A 19,038-nucleotide genomic window follows, 5' to 3' on the forward strand; every position below is an offset into this window, starting at 1 on the left:
AGATGTGTATAAGAGACAGCTATTATATATTCTCAAATGGTTTTTATATTACAATTACACTTGTTGCGCTTGTTGCGTTATTAACTTTCAAATTATATAAATACTATTATTATCGCTTGTTTGCCATAATTACTTGGTTCTTACTTATCGGCTCACTGTCCCAATATTTTGATAGTGCATTTAACGGTTTCTCACTACCACAGCGTCGTTGGGTATACTTTTTAGTTCTATCTACTAGTGCGCTATGTGCATTATACATTCAACATTTGTCCGAATTATCAATAAAGCAATTTTCATTTTCAGCTCTACCTGTCTTAATAGTAGGAATTGTGCGTTTTATAATAGCCGATAATTTTGTAAGCTGGATGATTGTAGCATTTCTTATCATTATAGTCTTGGCACTGTTTGTATGGCAGAAAAAGTGGCTTAATAACCCTGTTGTATTATTAGTTATCGTCGTCCTATTTATCGTTCAACAGGTCGTTATGACGCACGATTCTAGACAACGCACGATTGATCCATACGCGACAACTATGGATACAATTAAAGACCCAAGCTATCATAATACTGTACTCGCAAAAACTATCGATAAGTTAAATCATAAGAATCAAAATCCATTCCATCGCATCGATTATATGTCAGGTTATGCACTTAATTCTCCTTTTATTTATGACTATAATGGCATCTCATTATATTCCAGTATTTTCGATGGAGATATATTGAAATATTATGATAAATTAATGCAAATTAATATGCCAGTAGATAAAAATAGCACGTATCGTTATTTAGGTAACCGTGCTAATCTCGAGGCTTTATGGAATGTACGAGATCGTTTCCGTCATCCCGACGACTTAAACATGCCTTATGGCTTTAAAAAGATAGACACTTTCGTAAATGGTAAAGATAAATTAATTCATAGTAAAAATATAATAGATTATCCAGCAGCACATGTTACTAATAAGATTTATGCGGCTAATGAACTTAAGTCTCCTTTAGATCGTGAACAAGCTATGTTACAGGGCGTTGTCTTTAGCCAACATTCTGATAACTCAACTACTTCACTTCCTAAAAACAAAAATTTATTAGAGGAAGCGGAGATTTCAACTAGAGATGCAACTTGGAAAAATAAGGATCATTTAAAGGTAAATAAAGATGATGGTGGCGTGACATTAAATTTACCTAGTTCTATTGCTAATAAATATAAAGATTTGTATATAGAAATGGACGTCGAGTTACTCTCACCTGACAAAGCACATGTAGTGGGTGTCAATGAATACTCACAAAATCGAAATGAATTGAGCTATAAATATCGACGGTTTGTGACACCTGTCACAATGAAAGTGAAATCATCGGATGAATTAAAAGTACGATTATCGACAGGTAACTATCGTCTATCTATTAAAGGAATTTATGGAGAAGACTATCATACTCTGCATAAAGCGACAGAGGACTTAACACCTGTTAAAGTACAAGAAGAACGAAATGGTTACTCAGTGACAAAACCTAAGCAAAGCTCTGGTTACGTTGTTCTTCCTACCGTTTATGCTAAAGGTATGCATGCTACGGTTAATGGCAGAGAAGTTGAAGTAAAAGAAGCTAATGGCATTATGACTGCGATTCCTGTCAATAAGGGAGATACGCATATCCGAGTAACTTACACTCCACCCTATTTTTATCCTTTAATCATTGTAAGTGTTATAGGTATTGTACTTAGTATTGCATTTAGTAAATGGTTAAAAAGAAAACACTAGAATTAGTTATATATAAGATTAGCTTGAGATATAAATCCCAAATTAATAGCGTAGAGATGATTCAACCATGAATCTTCTCTACGCTTCTCTTTTATTAATACTTCGTATTGTTTGGGAGTGGGACAGAAATCTAATGTAATTTCCAAGATTTCGTCGTCCCGCCCCGGCAAGGTTGACTAGAAATGAAGAAAGTGAGATTCGAACGCATCTTCATTTCAGACAACTACTGCCAAATTTCCAAGATTTCATCATTCCACCCCCGACAAAGTTGAATAGGAATAAACATGCGCTAAACTGCGATTCACTCACAAATTAGTACTAAAATAAAAAGCTTCTAATATCTCCTCTACAAGAAGACACTAGAAGCTTATTTATAAGATAACTGTTGTTGCTAACCTTTATCTCATGCTTATGTTTATAATGCTGATTAACGAATTTCTTGGATTCTAGCAGCTTTACCACGTAAACTACGTAAGTAGTATAATTTAGCACGACGTACTTTACCACGACGTTTAAGTTCGATTTTCTCGATTTTTGGAGTGTGTAATGGGAATGTACGTTCCACACCTACACCTGAAGAAATTTTACGAACTGTGAAAGTTTCAGAAATTCCTCCACCGCGACGTTTAATTACAACACCTTCGAATACTTGGACACGCTCACGTGAACCCTCAACGATACGTACGTGTACACGTAAAGTGTCACCTGTACGGAAAGCTGGTAAGTCAGTGCGTAATTGTGATTTAGTTACTGCTTCGATTAACTTATGATTACTCATTTTTATACTCTCCTTCAACCTATGTTCTTGCCTCGACATACATATAGCAGCGGATCATAGTGATATTTAGTGTCTTTTCACACTTGATATATATTAGCATACTACTTCTCGTTTTTCAATCGCTTTTTATAGCTTTCTATAATTTCTTTATCTTTTTCAGTTAAAGGATAATCTTCTAACAGGTCAGGGCGTTTAGAATATGTTCGAATTAATTTTTGTTCATGACGCCATTGTTCAATATTTGCATGATTGCCAGATAATAAGACATCTGGCACAGTCATTTCTTCAAATTCTCTAGGCCGAGTATATTGAGGAAACTCTAGTAACCCATCTGAAAAAGAATCATCTTGATGAGATTGTTGGTTACCTAGAACTCCTGGTATTAAACGTACAATTGCATCTGTCATTGTCATCGCCGGCAACTCACCGCCTGTTAGTACGTAATCCCCCATTGAAATTTCATCCGTCACTAAATGCTCTCTAATACGTTCATCATATCCTTCATAGTGGCCACAAATAAACACAAGATGTTCTTCTTCACTCAATTCTTGTGCAATTTTTTGAGAAAATGGACGCCCTTGAGGACACATTAAAATCACTCGTGTTTTTTCACTACGTTGTAAATCTTTCATCGCATTAAACACAGGTTCTGGCTTTAATACCATTCCTTGGCCTCCGCCAAACGGATAATCATCAACTTGATTATGCTTATTAATCGCATAATCTCTGAAATTAACAGTATTAACTGTGATAATTTCTTTATCTTGAGCACGTTTTAAAATTGAATGTTGAAGTACACCTTCAAACATTTCAGGAAATAACGTTAAATAATCAATTTTCATTAATCTAACAATCCTTCCATAGGCGTAATCCGAATCGTCTTATTATCAATATCAACGTCTTTTACTACATCTGCAATATAAGGAATAAGATATTCTTTATCCCCTTTTACTACCCACACATCATTTGCGCCGGTTTCAAAAATATTAATCACACGTCCAATAGGATTATTTTCCTCGTCAAATACTGTACAACCGATGATATCTGAATAATAAAATTCATTTTCGTCTAATTCAATATCCTCATGATCACGTTCTTGATATAAATAATCTCCTTTATAATGTTCTACATCATTAATATTATCTATACCTTTAAATTTAAGCATATGAAAGCCTTTGTGCACACGATAGGATGTGACTGTTAGCTCAATTTCATTATTATTATGTTTTACAAACAAAGTTTCTCCTGGTTGAAAACGGGTTTCTGTAAAATCAGAATTGGATTTTACTTTAACCTCACCTTTTATACCATGAGTATTTACAATTTGGCCAACCTCAACTTGCATGTTCGCACCTCTCTCAACACTTTATAGTTATTTTAAATTATTATATTTATCATACCATGCATTTAAGTAACTTTTAACCATAAGAAAGCAGGGTGGAAATCTAATTGATTCTCAATGATTTCGTCACCCCGCCCCATCAATAGAATTAAGGTTGAACATAGTTTCTTGTGAGATAACCTGTTCTAAACTAACGAGCCTAGAACATTCCAATATCAATGCCCTAGGCTCGTTAAACTCTATTATAATAAAGTTGTACTAATTATTTAGTATGTTTTTGTTCGTCAAAAGTTTTTAAAATACCTTGTTTAGATAAGATATTATGAACTGTATCAGTTGGTTTAGCTCCGTCTTTTAACCATTTTAAAGCTAATTCTTCGTCAATTTTAACTTCTGGAGCATTAACGCTAGCTGGGTTGTAAGTACCGATTTGTTCGATGATACGACCGTCACGTGGTGCACGAGCATCAGCTACAACGATACGATAGAATGGATTTCTTTTTGAACCTAAACGAGTTAAACGAATTTTAACTGCCATATATAAAACTCTCCTTTAAATCTTTTCATTTTTTATTTTCTACAAGAAATAATGATAACAGGAACATAAAACTTTGTAAAGAGTTTTTTCTTTACCAATTGATTTTATATCACTAAGTACTATTTATAGTCTATTTTTAGCCATTGACTACTTTACTTTTAATTTTAAAGGAGCGGTGACTAAAATCTAATGACGCTATCAAAGATTCTATCCCGCTCCTCAATCATTTTATTAAAATGGTAAATTCATGCCTTTAAGCATATTTTCCATTTGACTACGTTTACCCTTTTTACCTTTACGACTACCGCCAGTAAATTGTTTCATCATTTTCTTCATATCATTAAACTGTTTCATTAATCTATTCACTTCTTGTAATGAACGACCAGAACCTTTAGCAATACGTTTTTTTCGCGATACATTTAAGACAGCCGGATTTTCTCTTTCTGCCGGTGTCATGGACTGAATAATTGCTTTAATATGATCGATTTGCTTCTCGCTCATATTTAACTTATCCATGCCTTTCATCTTATTCATGCCTGGAATCATTTTCATAATATCATCAAGTGGACCTAAGTTTTTTACTTGATCTAATTGTTCTAAGAAATCATCTAATGTAAATGAAGATTCACGCATTTTCTTTTCTAAGTCTTTAGCTTTGTCTTGGTCAACATCTTGTTGTGCTTTTTCAATGAGACTTAAAACGTCGCCCATACCAAGGATACGAGAGGCCATACGTTCAGGATGGAACAATTCTAGTCCGTCTAGTTTTTCACTCATACCAACGAATTTAATAGGTTTCTGAGTAACCGCACGAATAGATAATGCTGCCCCACCACGTGTGTCGCCATCTAATTTAGTTAGAGTTACACCAGAAACGTCTAATTGGTCATCGAATGATTGTGCTACATTCACGGCGTCTTGACCGGTCATTGCATCTACAACTAACATAATTTCATTTGGTTTTGAAATTTCTTTTACTTCTTGAAGTTCATTCATTAATGTTTCATCAATGTGTAAACGTCCCGCAGTATCGATAATGACGAAGTCTAAGTGTTCTTCTTTAGCATGTTGTAAAGCATTTTCGACGATTTGTTGAGGTTTAACTTGATCCCCTTCGCTATACACTGGGATATCAATTTGTTTACCTACAGTTTGTAATTGGTTAATTGCAGCTGGACGATAAATATCAGCAGCGACTAACATTGGTTTTTTATTATATTTTTTGCGCATTAATAACGCTAATTTACCAGCAGTCGTTGTTTTACCGGCACCTTGTAAACCGACCATCATTACAACTGTAGGTGGCTTATTTGCCATTGTAATCGAAGAGTTTTCTCCTCCCATTAATTGTGTTAGTTCATCTTGTACAATTTTTATGACTTGTTGACCAGGTGTTAATGATTGCATTACATCTGATCCTAGGGCGCGATCTGATACAGTTTTTACGAAATCTTTTACTACTTTAAAGTTAACATCGGCTTCAAGTAAAGCAAGACGTACTTCACGCATCATAGTTTTGATGTCTGCTTCAGTCACTTTACCTTTACCACGAATTTTTTGCATTGTATTCTGCAAACGATCGGATAATCCTTCAAATGCCATATTAATTGCCCTCCTTTATCTCTAGTTATTCAAGTTATTCAAGTTATTCAAGTTCTTCTAATTGATTAATATAATATTGTAATTTATTTGTATCATTTAGTGATAATTTCATCTGTTCATAGATATGTTGGCGTTGTTGAAACTTTTCATATAAATTTAGCTTAGTTTCATAATTTTCAACTAAATCGCCAGTTCTCCTTATATTATCATAAACTGCTTGTCTACTCACATCAAATGTCTCTGCAATCTCACTTAATGAGTAGTCTTTTAGGTAAAATAATTCAAGATAATTACGCTGTTTTTCAGTCAATAATGATTGATAAAAGTCAAATAAATAATTCATTCTTAACGTTTTGACTAAATCATTTTTCCCCATGTGTGTGTTCCTCATTCTCAGATTCTGAGTTGGCTATTTCTTCAGGGATATCTTCATTTTGTTCAATCATATCGGCGAATAAACCGTAAACATAGCTTTCAGGGTTGAATGGTTGTAAATCGTCTAGTTTTTCACCTAGACCTACGTATTTAACTGGAATATGGAGTTCGTTTCTAATCGCAAGTACAATACCACCTTTGGCAGTACCATCTAATTTAGTTAATACGATACCTGAAACGTTTGTTACTTCTTTAAATGAACGTGCTTGAGACAATGCGTTTTGTCCTGTTGTAGCGTCTAAACATAATAATGCTTCGTGTGGTGCATCTGGTACGGCACGATTAATCACACGTTTCATTTTATCTAACTCTTGCATTAAGTTAGCTTTATTTTGTAAACGACCTGCTGTATCACAGATTAAAATGTCTACTCCTTTATTTTTAGCTGCATTAATTGCATCGTAAACTACAGCTGCTGGATCTGATCCTTCACTTTGTTTAACCACTTCTACACCAACACGGTCACCCCAAACCTGTAATTGGTCAATAGCTCCAGCTCTGAAAGTGTCACCCGCGGCAAGCATTACTTTTTTGCCTTCCATTTTATAACGGTGTGCTAACTTACCGATAGTTGTGGTTTTACCTACGCCATTGACACCTACCATTAAGATGACATTTAAACGTCCATCTTCAAGATTCATTGCTTCTGAATGATCATCTTCTTGATGGTAAATTTCGACAATTTTTTCCACAATAACTTCACGTAAATCTTCGGTTTCTTGAATATTACGACGTTGTGCTTCTACACGTAATTCTTCAGTTAATTGCATCACGGTATTAAAACCTACATCGGCTGTAATCAACATCTCTTCTAAAGCTTCGAAGAATTCTTCGTCTACAGTTCTATAACGCGCAATTAAATTATTTAATTGCTCTTGGAAGTTTTGACGTGATTTTTCTAAACCAGCTTTAAATTTTGCTCCCATTCTTTGAGCTTCAATTTCTTCAAAGTCTTCTATTGAAATTAAACCGTCATCGTCAAAGTCAGCTTCACTTAATTTACGTGGTTTCTTTCTAGGCGTGGGCTCTGGCTCACTATCTTCATGTGAAATTTCATCACTTGAGGTTTCTTCTTCAGTTAGCTCTTGTTCAATATCTTCTGTAGATTTAGTTGAAAATTTATCTTTTAATCGTTTAAAGAAACTCATACTTGTTCCTCCTCCATAACCTCATCTATTGTATTTAAATTTACACTTACTAATTTAGAGACACCTGATTCTTGCATCGTCACTCCGTATAAACGATCGGAATATTCCATTGTTCCTTTACGGTGTGTAATAACAATAAATTGTGTTTGTATAGATAATTCTTTTAAAAATTGGGCATAACGTATCACGTTAGCTTCATCAAGCGCCGCTTCCACTTCATCTAGTATAACAAATGGTGCAGAACGTACCTTCAATATGGCGAAAAGTAACGCAATGGCACTTAAAGCACGTTCACCGCCACTTAATAATGATAAGTGTTGTAACTTCTTACCAGGAGGTTGTACTATAATATCTACCCCTGCTGATAGATAGTCATCATCAGTTAACTCTAATTTAGCATGTCCACCACCAAATAACGACTGAAATACTGTAGAAAAATGTTCTTGCACTTGTAAGAATGTATCTTTAAAACGACCCTTCACTTCTTGATCCATTTCACTTATAACTTGTTCAAGTGTATGTTTTGCTTCACGTAAATCATTACGTTGATCGTTAAGGAAGGTATATCGTTCATTTAATTCTTCAAATTGTTCGATGGCATTGATATTCACTGGTCCTAATTCTTCAATCGACATCTTAGTAAGTTTTACTTTTTTTCTAAGATTTTCGATAGTGTCTTCTGAATGATACTCTTCTCGTGCACGTTCTACAGTTAATTGGTACGTTTCATTTAAATGATCAATGGCATGATTAATAAGGACATCTAATTTAGATTGTTGCGCTTTTATATCTTGGTAAAAGCTCTCAATCGAAAGTAAATCTTGATGACATTCTTGAAGTTTTGCTTCATGAATTTCTATATCTTCATTAATATCCATTCGCTGTTGTTTCAAATCTTTCAGTTTATTCGTTATTGTTTCACGTAATGTTTCTTTTTCTTCAATATTAGCTTGAAGTTTATCAAAGGCTTGCTTACCCATCATGTCGTCTGAATTGAACAATTCAATTTTTTCTTGGACATCATGCAATTGTTGTTTTATGTTAGTAATTTGTTTATCAATTCGCTCTAATGATGATTTATGGGCATTCATTCGTTCTTTAACAACAGCGAGATCAGAGCGTTTTTGGTTTAATTGTTGTTGAATTTGTGAAGTATTTTCTTTACCTTCTTTAGAAAGCTGAGTATAACGTTCAATATCATCTTCAAGTTGTTTAAGTTGTTCCTTAATTGAAGATAAACGTTCTTGCTTTTCAGTTAAAGTGGTACGACTATGGTCACTTTGATATCCGTCATTTTTCTCAAATTCAAATTCTTCATGTTCGTCTTTAATATGTGTTTCTTGTGTTTTTAAACGATCTAGCTGAAGTGCTTCATTATGAGATGTTTCTTTAACTTCATTATATTGTTGACTTAAAGTGAAATACTCTTCACTCATTTGTTCAACTTTATCTTTTTGTTGTTGTAATTGCTTTTCAAATTCCTGTGTTTGCGTTTCATATTGTTGTAATTGCGTACGCATTGTAGTCAACTCATCTTTTTGTGACAAGATACTTTTAGTTTTACGCGCGCCACCACCAGTCATCGAACCACCTGGATTTACTATATCCCCTTCAAGCGTAACTATTCTAGTTTTATATTGAATAGCTCTCGCAAGTTCATTAGCATTTTTAAGGTTATCGACAATGATAGTGGTACCTAAAAGATTTCCGACTACATCTTGATATTCAGAATTTACACGCACAGCCTCCGAAGCTAAATTAATAAAACCAGTTGTATTTTGCGCTATTTGTCTGATATCCACAGTTAATCTTCGTGGTTTAATTACATTTAAAGGTAAAAATGTGGCTCTGCCTAGACCTTTTTGTTTTAAAAATTGAATAGCTTGACGTCCATCTTTTTCTGTATCAACTATAATATGTTGTAAGGAAGCACCTAATGCAGTTTCTATCGCTTGTGTTAGTTCAGACGGTACATCAATAACTTCAGCTACAGCGCCTCGAATGCCTTGTAGCGTATTATGTTTTGCTTTTAACACATGTTTAACACCATTAAAGAAGTAGGTATAATCTTCTTCTTGAGTTTCTAAACTTTCAACTCTTGCTTTCATTTTATCTGTATAACGATATGCTTGATATAATTTATCTTCATACTCTGTTTGCAGACGTTTAGCTTCGGATAAATCTTTCTCAAGTTGTTGTGTATTTTTTTCAATATCTTTGAGCTGTTTTAAAGTATTTTGATGTTGATTATTCACTGTTGTAATTTCTGTTTGAATTTCTTTAAGTTGATTAAATGCTTCGACTAACCGTGAATCAAGACGAGATTTTTTAGCTTCATTCTCCTTAATAGTATGTTCAAGAAAACGTATATCATTATTTACATCAGACTGTTCGGACATCAATTCATAGTAATTATTTTTTATCGTTTCTAACTTTTCTTCATGTTGTTCATCCGACACATATAATTGAGATTCTAATTGATGAATTTCGTTGTTCAGTTGTTTTTGTTTATCTTTTAAAGAAGCACGTTGTTGTTCAACGCTTTTCTTCTCCCGTTGTACAGTCTCTAATTCGTGATTAAGATTCTCTAGCTCTTCTTCAAAACGGGCGTTTGTTTCAGATTGATTACGTTTTCTTTCTTCTAAGACATTTAACTGTCCTGTATACTTTTCATATTCTTCAGTTGCTCTAATTAAATCATAATTCAATTGTTCAACTTCATTATCAATATGTTGACGCTTTGTTTTTTGCTTTTGCAAATATTGGTTGATTTGAGCTTGTTTCGCTTCTTTATTTGCTTGTTGACTCTTTAAATCATTTAGACGATGGTCTAATTCACGATTATCTTCTGAATATTGGTCAATATCATGTACAGTGACAATAACATCGCTTTGTTTCATTTCTTTTGATAGTTGTATATATTCTTTAGCAATCGAAGCTTCAGCTTTCAAGGGCTCAACTCGACCTTCCAAGTCATACAAGATATCTTCTACGCGAGATAAATTATCCTCCGTACTATCCAATTTTTGAAGTGATTCAGCTTTTCGTTTTTTGTATTTTAAGACGCCTGCAGATTCTTCGAGTATTTGACGTCTATCAATGGGTTTCGCATTAAGTATTTCATCTACTCTACCTTGAGAAATAATGCTAAACGCTTCTTTCCCTAACCCAGAATCTAAGAACAACTCAGTAATATCACGTAATCTTGCTTTATCATTATTTAAATAATATTCGCTTTCACCGCTTCGGTATAGACGACGTGTAACAACGATATCATCAGCATCAATTTGCAATTGTCTTGCTTTATTATCTAATTTTAATTGAACTTCTGCATAATTTTGTGCACTACGATGCTCTGCACCTGAGAAAATAATATCTTCCATTTTAGAGCCACGTAGAGATTTAGCTGATTGCTCGCCTAGCACCCATTTAATGGCATCTGTAATATTACTTTTCCCACTGCCATTAGGGCCGACAATTGCAGTTACGCCTTTATCAAATTGAACATCAGTGCGATCTGCAAATGATTTAAACCCTATGGCATCTATTGATTTTAAATACACCATACTATTCTCCTTGTTAATCGTTCATACTCATTCTTGTTGAGAAGAGGACAATATTCAATGGGGTTGGAAGAGACTGAGACATTAGTAACTTATGCTCTGGAAAACCGATAAACAACGCCCCAACCTCATTCACCATACCACGGAAAGAATACCAAATTCGTAGCTTAGATTTCTCTCCCACTCACTATATACTTTACTTTTTGGAAGTTGACTTTTTCAATTTATTATATGCACTTTCGGCCGCTTTTTGTTCAGATTCTTTTTTAGTTTTTCCTTGGCCCTCTGCAACAGCTTTCTCTTCCAAAATAACTTCAGATGTAAATAAACGATGATGTGCTGGACCTTCTTCTTTAATTAGACGATATTTCACATCACCTTTATTCTGACTATGTACATACTCTTGAAATTGTGTTTTATAATCCACGACACCAACTAATTCATTATCTTCCACATATGGAAAGATAACTTTCTCGGCAAATTTCCAAACTGTATCTAAGCCTTGGTCAAGATACAATGCACCAACAAATGCTTCGAACGCGTCAGAAACGAGTGATGGACGTGTTCTACCGCCTGTCTTCTCTTCACCCTTCCCTAATAAGATTAAACGGTTTAGGTTAATTTTATTCGCAAATATTACAAGTGAGGGCTCACATACGATTGTTGCTCGCATTTTAGTTAAATGACCTTCAGGTAAATTAGGATGTTTATCAAAAAGGTAGCGTGAAACCGTCAATTCTAATACCGCATCTCCTAAAAATTCAAGACGTTCATTATGAGCTAAGCGATCCATGTTGAAGTCATTGATAAAACTAGAATGTGAAAAAGCTTGTTGATATAAATCAATATTGGAATATTTAAAGCCAAGTTCTGTCATTTTCTTTGAAAACTGCTGTTGAAAGTCATTTACCATTTCTGTTTTCTTGTGATTTGTCATGCTACAACCTCCAATAACTTATTCTATATTAAATCCCTATGAAAAAATCTGAGCCATCTTGTAGACGACTCAGATGTAAGTTTTTTATTTTTCAAGACTATTGATATACTTAACAGCATCACCAACAGTGTTGATTTTTTCAGCTTCTTCATCAGGAATTTCAGTACCAAATTCATCTTCTAATTCCATTACTAATTCAGCGATATCAAGTGAGTCAGCGCCTAAATCATCTTTGAATGATGCGTCTTCTGTTACTTTATCAGCGTCTACACCTAAACGATCAACGATGATATCTTTTACTTTATCGAAGTTTTCCACGTCGATTCACCTCCTTTAAAAGTGTCTATCCATAGACTATTATATTTTCCCATTTTAATGGGTAAAACACAAGTGTTTATTAAATAGTCTTATAGATAAACATGTTTATCTGTTTTGAATAATTTAACGTACATAGCAAATTGAAACAATGAAGAATTAAAACCAATTTACCTTTCTAAGCATTGATTATTCATCTACTTACATGTACATGCCACCATTAACGTGAATTGTTTGGCCAGTAATATATTTAGCACGTTCTGACGCTAAAAAGGCTACAGTGTTAGCAATATCTTTATCTTCACCGAAGCGTGATAAAGGAATTTGTTCTAGCATTTGTGATTTTAAATCATCATTTAATGCATCAGTCATGTCAGAAACGATAAATCCAGGTGCCACTGCGTTAACAGTAATACCACGAGAAGCTAATTCACGCGCACTAGATTTTGTTAATCCTTCAATACCCGCTTTAGTAGCGACATAGTTGGCTTGACCAGGATTGCCCATTGCACCTACAATACTTGATAAGTTAATGATGGAGCCTCCACGTTGACGTAACATTTGCGGTGTCGCTTTTTGAATACAATTGAATGTACCTTTTAAGTTAGTGTTGATAACGTCATCCCATTCTTGCTCTTTCATACGCATTAATAAATTATCGCGTGTAATTCCTGCGTTATTAACTAATACGTCTAAAGAGCCAAATTGATTAACTACCTCTTTAATCATGGCTTTAACTTCATCACCATTGGCCACGTTAGCTTGAATTGCGAAACTTTCTACACCTTTATCTTTAATTTCTGCAACTACCGCTTCGGCTTTTTCTTTATTTCCTGCAAAATTTACTGCTACATTAAAACCATCTTCTGCTAATTGTAAAGCGATACTACGACCGATTCCTCGTGAAGCACCCGTTACTAAAGCATTTTTATTAGTCATTCTCATTCCATCCTTTCACGTCGTCTAGAGTTTGAATTGATGTTAATTTTACATCACGGTTAATTTTTTTGATTAAACCTGATAACACTTTGCCAGGACCAATTTCTATAAAGTGATCTACGCCTTGATCGATTAACCATTCTGTAGATTTAATAAATTGTACTGGTGAATAAAGTTGCTTTACCATATTTTGTTTAATCGTTGTAGCATCCGTTTCTCCTTGAGCATTCACATTTTGGATAATTGGAAATTGTGCGTCATGCCATTCAAATTGATTAATATACGCTTCAAAGTCTTTTTCAATCACTTGCATCATAGATGAGTGGAAAGGTCCAGACACAGCCAATGGTAAAACACGTTTAGCGCCTAACGCTTTACCTTCTTCAGCTAACTTATCAATTAACGATTTGTGGCCAGAAACTACAATTTGTCCTGGACAGTTAATATTTGCAGGTTCAATTAATTCGTCTTCAGTAGATAAATCTTTACAAATCTTATCTACTTCTTCATAACTTAAACCTAAAACCGCTGCCATACTTCCTACACCATTTGGAAAAGCTTGAGCCATCAGTTGTCCACGTTTTCTAACAATTTTCACTGCATCTTCAAACTTAAGCACGCCTGCAGCTACTAAACTAGAATATTCACCTAGACTATGTCCCATAGTGTAATCGGCGTCTATACCTTTAAGGGCTTTTAACAACGCCACACTGTGCGTAAGTAATGAAGGTTGTGTGTTCTCTGTTTCTCCTAATTTACCTTCACTATCAGTAAACATTGTTTCTAATAAATCAAAATCGACAGCTTTTTGTGCAGTATTTAGTATTGCAGTGGCTGTTGTTTCTTCATTATATAAGTCACTCGCCATGCCTACTTTTTGAGCACCTTGTCCTGGAAAAACAATTGCAGTTTTACTCATTTTCATCACCAACCGTTTCTTTCATAATGTCGACTATTTTTTCTTCTCCTGCAACCTTAGCTTGTCGTATCGCTGAATAAAATGCACGAGCGTTTGAACTACCATGAGCTTTAACAACAGTACCATTTAACCCTAATAATACTGAGCCACCATATTCGGCATAGTCCATTTTTTTAGAAAATGTATCTAAATCTTTCTTTAACACTAAGGCAGCTAATTTATTTTTAAAGCTACTTAGTAACGTTTCTTTTAGCATTTTACCAATTGATTTTGCCGTACCTTCAATATTTTTCAATATCATGTTACCAGTGTAACCGTCTGTTACGACTACATCGGTTTGCCCTTCCATCAACGTTTTAGCTTCTATATTACCTTCGAAATTAAAACTACTATCTTCACTTAATAGTGTATAGGCCTTTTTAGTCAATGTATTACCTTTTGCAGCTTCTGTACCAATATTGAGTAATGACACTTTAGGTTGTGCAATACCACGAATTTTTTGCGCATAAATATTACCCAGTTGCGCATATTGCAACAAGTGTTCTGGCTTTGCGTCAGCATTAGCTCCTACATCTAAAAAGACAAAACCTTTACCATTAATAGTAGGAAGTGTTACCACGAGCGCCGGACGAGCCACGCCTTTAATACGGCCTACAATAAATAAGCCTGCTGACATTAAGGCCCCTGTATTACCTGCTGAAACACAACCATCTGCTTCACCATTCTTAACCGCTTCAGCCATACGCACCATTGAACTATCTTTCTTACGCTTAATTGCTCTAACTGGTTCATCTTCCATTTCGATTTTTTCAGAACAGTGTCTAAATGTAATACGTTCATGATTTAAAGTGTATTGCTTTTCATCTCCGAAAAGAATAATTTCTAAATCTTTAAAGTCATTAATAGCTTTCTCGACAGCATCTAAAACAATACCTGGGGCATCATCGCCACCCATCATATCTACAGCAATTTTAACCATTTATTCGTTCCTCACTTATATAAAACATTTTAAACGTTCCTTTAAAAACTAATGTATCTTTTACAAATGAATTTACTTCAATAACATAATGTTGCATGGTCTTATTCAAGACAATTGCTTCTGCTCTTACAGTATCATGTAACTTCACTTTTTCAATAAATTCAATATTACTTTCTTGAGTTAACACAGTCGAATTATGTATTAGCGCTACGCATAATGAATTCGCTTGAGCAAATAACACATGACCGCGCACAATTTGTGTTTTCATAAAAACTGAATCTTCAGTGATATCAATGATTGATTGAGCCGATTTATTAGGTTCGACTTGAATCAAATCTCCAATCACTTCACTAGCTTCTAATGCACGTATCTGCTCATAATTTTGTTCAGCTACTAATTTAATACGCTTTCGCAATTCTGGGATATTAAGATTTGTACGATCTAATCTAATCGTTTGAATACTAACTTCGAATTTTTCGCATAATTCACTATCTGTAATAAAGGGGTTTGAGTCGATTGCTTTTTGAATAGCTTGACGACGTTCAGTCTTCTTTAATTTAATGTTTAACTCCCCCTTTACTAGTGAATTTAGTACCAAGTCTTAATCATTCCTCACATATCATAACACTTTCTATTTATAAAGCTCAACAAATATTATATATGCGCTATAAGAAAGTTTAATTTTTCAAAAAAGATATATGCGACTTAATCAAAGCTTACATGTAATAAGTTCTCTTCTATAAAAGTACGCAAGTGCGCATAACCATCTGTAAAGAAAATACCTGATTGTATTAATTCCGCTGCTTCATCACGTGCAACTTCTAACATTCTATAATCTTCAACTATATTTGCCACCATAAAATCAGGAAGCCCGCTTTGTTTTACACCAAAGAAATCACCAGGACCACGCATTTCTAAGTCACGTTCACTAAGTTCGAAACCATCTGTTGTTTGAGTCATAATTGTCATACGTTCAATTCCAGTTTCCGTTTTAGGAGAAGCAATTAACACACAGTAACTTTGATGTTCACTTCGACCAACACGTCCTCTTAATTGATGTAACGTAGATAAACCAAAACGATCAGCATCATAAATCATCATAAATGTTGCGTTAGGTACATTAACACCAACCTCTACTACAGTAGTAGATACTAAGATATCTATCTCATGTCGACTAAATCGGTTCATAACATCATCTTTATCACTAGCTTGCATTTTACCATGTAATAGTCCCACTCGTTCGTTGCCATAATACTGTTGTAACGATTCATATAATGCTACAACATTCTGAACATCTTCTAAATGTTCCGAACTTTCAATTAGCGGACAAATCACATAAGCTTGTCTACCTTTTTTTAACTCAGAAGTCATTTGGGTTAGTACCTGTTCATATTGCTCATGTTTAGCCCAGTTCGTAATAATAGGTTTTCTCCCCTTAGGTAATTGTTTAATCGAAGAAACATCCATTTCTCCAAATACTGAAATTGCTAACGTTCTAGGAATAGGTGTCGCCGTCATAAATAAAACGTTGGTCATTGCGCCTTTTTCTCTAAGTAATTGACGTTGATTTACTCCAAAACGGTGTTGTTCATCGGTAATCACTAATCCTACATTTTGAAAAGTAACATCATCTTGTATTAAAGCATGGGTGCCGATTAAACAATCAATAGTGCCATTTTCTAATTGTTCGAGTAAGACGCGTCGTTTTTTACCTTTTACCGAACCAGTTAGCAAGGCAACATTCATATAATCTCCAAACAAATCAGTCAAACTATTGGCATGTTGTTCAGCTAAAATTTCAGTTGGCACCATTAAGGCCGATTGATATCCCGCTGTCTTCAGTGCGTACATACAAATTGCTGCGACAACTGTTTTACCAGAGCCTACATCTCCTTGTAATAAACGATGCATTCTAACTGGGGCTTTCAAATCTCTAAAAATTTCATTAACACTTGTCTTTTGGGCATCAGTTAATTCAAAAGGCAATGTATCAATAAAAGCTTTTACTTTTTGAATATCATAATTAATCTCGATAGCTTCGTCGGAAGTTTTCTCCAATCGATTAAGCCACTGCATGCGTAGTTCAAACATAAATAATTCTGTGAATGCATACGTACGACGTGCACGCATTAAGTCTTGTCTATCCTTTGGTTGATGTAGCGTTTTAATTGTCGTATCTAACGCTTCAATTTTATATTTTTCTCTTAAATCATCAGTCAACCATTCGTGAATAGTTACATCATTAAGTGTTTGATGAATCATATCTCGCATTTGCTTTTGTTTAATACCTTCTTTAATACGATAAACAGGTTCTAACTTAACTTCATTAGTGTCTTGAGTTTGATCATTAAAAAACATACGATTCCCATTAATTTCCTGTTTAGCACGATTCCATTTGCCTTTTACCGTTACCATTTCGTGAAGTTCTATTTTCTTTTTCAAGTATGGTTGGTTAAAGAATGTACATTTTACTGCGATATTATCTACCATAAGATGCACTGTTAATTTAGATTTATTTCTCCCAAAAAAAGCAACGGTAGGCACTGCATATACTTGACCTCTTACTGTGACCACAGATTGATCTTCAGCAGTATTTAAATCAACAACTGTATTATCCTCATACCGTGTTGGTAAGTATAATACTAAATCTTCAACAGTGAATATATTCAATTCTTGTAATAATGAAATTCTTTTTGGGCCTAGTCCTTTAATATTTTGAAGCGGATAGGGACTTTCAACTAAATTGACCTTAGACATTGTTTCCTCACCTAATATTTATAATCTTAGTACCTATTTTATCATGGATAGCTCAATTAATTGATTAGTAAAGCTTTTCAATAAAAATTGATTAGAATAATTACGTTTAATTCGTTATTTATATTTTTTTCTAATTTGAAACCCTTAAATAGTACATTACACATAAAAAACAAACCCGAACTTAATAAAGTCAGATTTGTTTATCATAAAGCACAATATTTAATTTTATCTGCTCAATTCACATGCCCATCCATCTTTATCACGATCTTGAGTGGCGCGGTATGCAGGATGGTTTTTCGATACACCATTAGGATATTTCTTTCTCATTAAGTCACAATTTCTAAAGTATTCTTTTTTGGCAGGTTTAGTAGTACTTGTTTTAGGCTTCGTTGCTTTTGATTTTGGTTTTGGTTTAGAAACTTTAGTTGATGAAGCTTTTGCGCTAGTTTTAGCTTTGGTAGCTTTTTGACCACTCCAAATATTTAATTTTTGTGCTTGTGCTTTAGATTGGCTAGTTAATAACATTTGTTGATATGTATTATTAGGCGGGTAAACATACGCTACTCTAGCTAATCCTTGTCTTACAACTGCTTCATTGACCATTCTTCCATTAGCATAAACATATGCTAAATAACGACCATATTTATCTGTTCTTTGCCCTCGATCGAATTGAACTTGTACTGTACGTGCATTTGCCAACATAGATGTTGTAAATCGGCTTGCTTCAGGACCGTATTTTTGAACTGGTTTACGTGGATCTTTAGTTTCAGGTGTATCAATAAGTAATAATCTAAAAGTTGATTTCTTACCTTTATATAATAACTGAACAGTGTCTCCATCCACGCCCCTAATAAATTTTGCTGGCTCTTTTTTCAAAGTACTTGTTTTAGCTTCCACTACATTGTTACCGTAAATCAAATTAACGCCAAGCCCAAGTAATATTACGCTACTTAATACAATCATAAGCTTTTTGCTTTTTAGTGTAACTAATAAAAAACTAATTAACGCTATAATACCTGTCTCTTATACACATCT

The 19,038-nt window shown here is 34.2% G+C and carries 17 protein-coding genes and 1 pseudogene; 1 reads left to right on the forward strand and 17 read right to left on the reverse strand.

The features are described from left to right. Positions 1 to 1,751: YfhO family protein (locus tag CD147_RS06960; RefSeq protein WP_103166698.1), on the forward strand; the 1,751-nt coding region annotated here is incomplete at its 5' end. Positions 1,752 to 2,178: 427 nt separating this feature from the next. Here CD147_RS06960 and rplS read toward each other — a convergent pair. From rplS to CD147_RS12365, 17 genes and pseudogenes are all read right to left on the reverse strand, one after another. Further along, positions 2,179 to 2,529 (reverse strand): 50S ribosomal protein L19, encoded by a 351-nt coding sequence (rplS, locus tag CD147_RS06965; protein ID WP_103166699.1) that lies wholly within the window; start codon positions 2,527 to 2,529, stop codon positions 2,179 to 2,181. 101 nt (positions 2,530 to 2,630) lie between these two features. Then, on the reverse strand, positions 2,631 to 3,371 hold the full coding sequence (trmD, locus tag CD147_RS06970; protein ID WP_103166700.1) for a tRNA (guanosine(37)-N1)-methyltransferase TrmD: 741 nt from the start codon (positions 3,369 to 3,371) through the stop codon (positions 2,631 to 2,633). Beyond that, on the reverse strand, positions 3,371 to 3,874 hold the full coding sequence (gene rimM, locus CD147_RS06975) for a ribosome maturation factor RimM (protein WP_103166701.1): 504 nt from the start codon (positions 3,872 to 3,874) through the stop codon (positions 3,371 to 3,373). Before rimM ends, trmD begins: the two co-directional genes overlap by 1 nt. A 259-nt stretch (positions 3,875 to 4,133) precedes the next feature. Then, positions 4,134 to 4,409 (reverse strand): 30S ribosomal protein S16, encoded by a 276-nt coding sequence (gene rpsP, locus CD147_RS06980; RefSeq protein WP_103166702.1) that lies wholly within the window; start codon positions 4,407 to 4,409, stop codon positions 4,134 to 4,136. A 231-nt stretch (positions 4,410 to 4,640) separates the two neighbouring features. Further along, positions 4,641 to 6,011, reverse strand: a complete 1,371-nt coding sequence (ffh, locus tag CD147_RS06985; protein ID WP_103166703.1) for a signal recognition particle protein — start codon at positions 6,009 to 6,011, stop codon at positions 4,641 to 4,643. A 43-nt stretch (positions 6,012 to 6,054) separates the two neighbouring features. Next, positions 6,055 to 6,387 carry a putative DNA-binding protein gene (locus tag CD147_RS06990; RefSeq protein WP_103166704.1) on the reverse strand — a complete coding sequence of 111 codons (333 nt, stop codon included), beginning with the start codon at positions 6,385 to 6,387 and terminating at the stop codon, positions 6,055 to 6,057. Then, entirely contained in the window at positions 6,374 to 7,594 is a 1,221-nt protein-coding gene (gene ftsY, locus CD147_RS06995) for a signal recognition particle-docking protein FtsY (RefSeq protein WP_103166705.1), read from the reverse strand. Before ftsY ends, CD147_RS06990 begins: the two co-directional genes overlap by 14 nt. Continuing rightward, entirely contained in the window at positions 7,591 to 11,160 is a 3,570-nt protein-coding gene (gene smc / locus CD147_RS07000; protein ID WP_103166706.1) for a chromosome segregation protein SMC, read from the reverse strand. The genes ftsY and smc overlap by 4 nt, the downstream gene beginning before the upstream one ends. 193 nt (positions 11,161 to 11,353) lie before the next feature. Then, the gene (gene rnc / locus CD147_RS07005) at positions 11,354 to 12,094 is read right to left on the reverse strand and encodes a ribonuclease III (protein ID WP_103166707.1); all 741 of its coding nucleotides are present in this window, start codon (positions 12,092 to 12,094) and stop codon (positions 11,354 to 11,356) included. A gap of 84 nt (positions 12,095 to 12,178) precedes the next feature. Continuing rightward, positions 12,179 to 12,412, reverse strand: coding sequence for an acyl carrier protein (locus CD147_RS07010; protein WP_001830184.1), 234 nt, complete (start codon positions 12,410 to 12,412; stop codon positions 12,179 to 12,181). Between the two features lie 198 nt (positions 12,413 to 12,610). Next, positions 12,611 to 13,354, reverse strand: coding sequence for a 3-oxoacyl-[acyl-carrier-protein] reductase (gene fabG, locus CD147_RS07015; RefSeq protein ID WP_167409753.1), 744 nt, complete (start codon positions 13,352 to 13,354; stop codon positions 12,611 to 12,613). Continuing rightward, on the reverse strand, positions 13,341 to 14,267 hold the full coding sequence (fabD, locus tag CD147_RS07020; protein WP_103166709.1) for an ACP S-malonyltransferase: 927 nt from the start codon (positions 14,265 to 14,267) through the stop codon (positions 13,341 to 13,343). The genes fabG and fabD overlap by 14 nt, the downstream gene beginning before the upstream one ends. Further along, a complete protein-coding gene (gene plsX / locus CD147_RS07025; RefSeq protein ID WP_103166710.1) occupies positions 14,260 to 15,246 on the reverse strand; it encodes a phosphate acyltransferase PlsX in 987 nt (328 codons plus the stop codon). Before plsX ends, fabD begins: the two co-directional genes overlap by 8 nt. Next, entirely contained in the window at positions 15,239 to 15,808 is a 570-nt protein-coding gene (gene fapR, locus CD147_RS07030; protein ID WP_103166713.1) for a transcription factor FapR, read from the reverse strand. Before fapR ends, plsX begins: the two co-directional genes overlap by 8 nt. Positions 15,809 to 15,951: 143 nt before the next feature. Next, positions 15,952 to 18,003, reverse strand: coding sequence for an ATP-dependent DNA helicase RecG (gene recG, locus CD147_RS07035; RefSeq protein ID WP_103166711.1), 2,052 nt, complete (start codon positions 18,001 to 18,003; stop codon positions 15,952 to 15,954). A 225-nt stretch (positions 18,004 to 18,228) separates the two neighbouring features. Beyond that, a complete protein-coding gene (locus tag CD147_RS12450; protein WP_259337950.1) occupies positions 18,229 to 18,483 on the reverse strand; it encodes an excalibur calcium-binding domain-containing protein in 255 nt (84 codons plus the stop codon). Beyond that, positions 18,463 to 18,888: pseudogene (locus tag CD147_RS12365) on the reverse strand (thermonuclease family protein); the annotation flags it as partial. The pseudogene CD147_RS12365 and the gene CD147_RS12450, both read right to left, overlap by 21 nt. Positions 18,889 to 19,038 lie beyond the last annotated feature (150 nt).

The sequence above is a fragment of the Staphylococcus devriesei genome (assembly GCF_002902625.1).
Classification (GTDB): domain Bacteria; phylum Bacillota; class Bacilli; order Staphylococcales; family Staphylococcaceae; genus Staphylococcus; species Staphylococcus devriesei.

Bases quoted from the DNA above. Each gene is read 5' to 3' on its own strand.
- plsX (WP_103166710.1), bottom strand. From the start codon at position 15,246: ATGGTTAAAATTGCTGTAGATATGATGGGTGGCGATGATGCCCCAGGT.
- fabG (WP_167409753.1), bottom strand. From the start codon at position 13,354: ATGAGAATGACTAATAAAAATGCTTTAGTAACGGGTGCTTCACGAGGA.
- smc (WP_103166706.1), bottom strand. From the start codon at position 11,160: ATGGTGTATTTAAAATCAATAGATGCCATAGGGTTTAAATCATTTGCA.
- ffh (WP_103166703.1), bottom strand. From the start codon at position 6,011: ATGGCATTTGAAGGATTATCCGATCGTTTGCAGAATACAATGCAAAAA.
- fabD (WP_103166709.1), bottom strand. From the start codon at position 14,267: ATGAGTAAAACTGCAATTGTTTTTCCAGGACAAGGTGCTCAAAAAGTA.
- trmD (WP_103166700.1), bottom strand. From the start codon at position 3,371: ATGAAAATTGATTATTTAACGTTATTTCCTGAAATGTTTGAAGGTGTA.
- recG (WP_103166711.1), bottom strand. From the start codon at position 18,003: ATGTCTAAGGTCAATTTAGTTGAAAGTCCCTATCCGCTTCAAAATATT.
- rplS (WP_103166699.1), bottom strand. From the start codon at position 2,529: ATGAGTAATCATAAGTTAATCGAAGCAGTAACTAAATCACAATTACGC.
- ftsY (WP_103166705.1), bottom strand. From the start codon at position 7,594: ATGAGTTTCTTTAAACGATTAAAAGATAAATTTTCAACTAAATCTACA.
- rpsP (WP_103166702.1), bottom strand. From the start codon at position 4,409: ATGGCAGTTAAAATTCGTTTAACTCGTTTAGGTTCAAAAAGAAATCCA.
- rimM (WP_103166701.1), bottom strand. From the start codon at position 3,874: ATGCAAGTTGAGGTTGGCCAAATTGTAAATACTCATGGTATAAAAGGT.
- rnc (WP_103166707.1), bottom strand. From the start codon at position 12,094: ATGACAAATCACAAGAAAACAGAAATGGTAAATGACTTTCAACAGCAG.
- CD147_RS06990 (WP_103166704.1), bottom strand. From the start codon at position 6,387: ATGGGGAAAAATGATTTAGTCAAAACGTTAAGAATGAATTATTTATTT.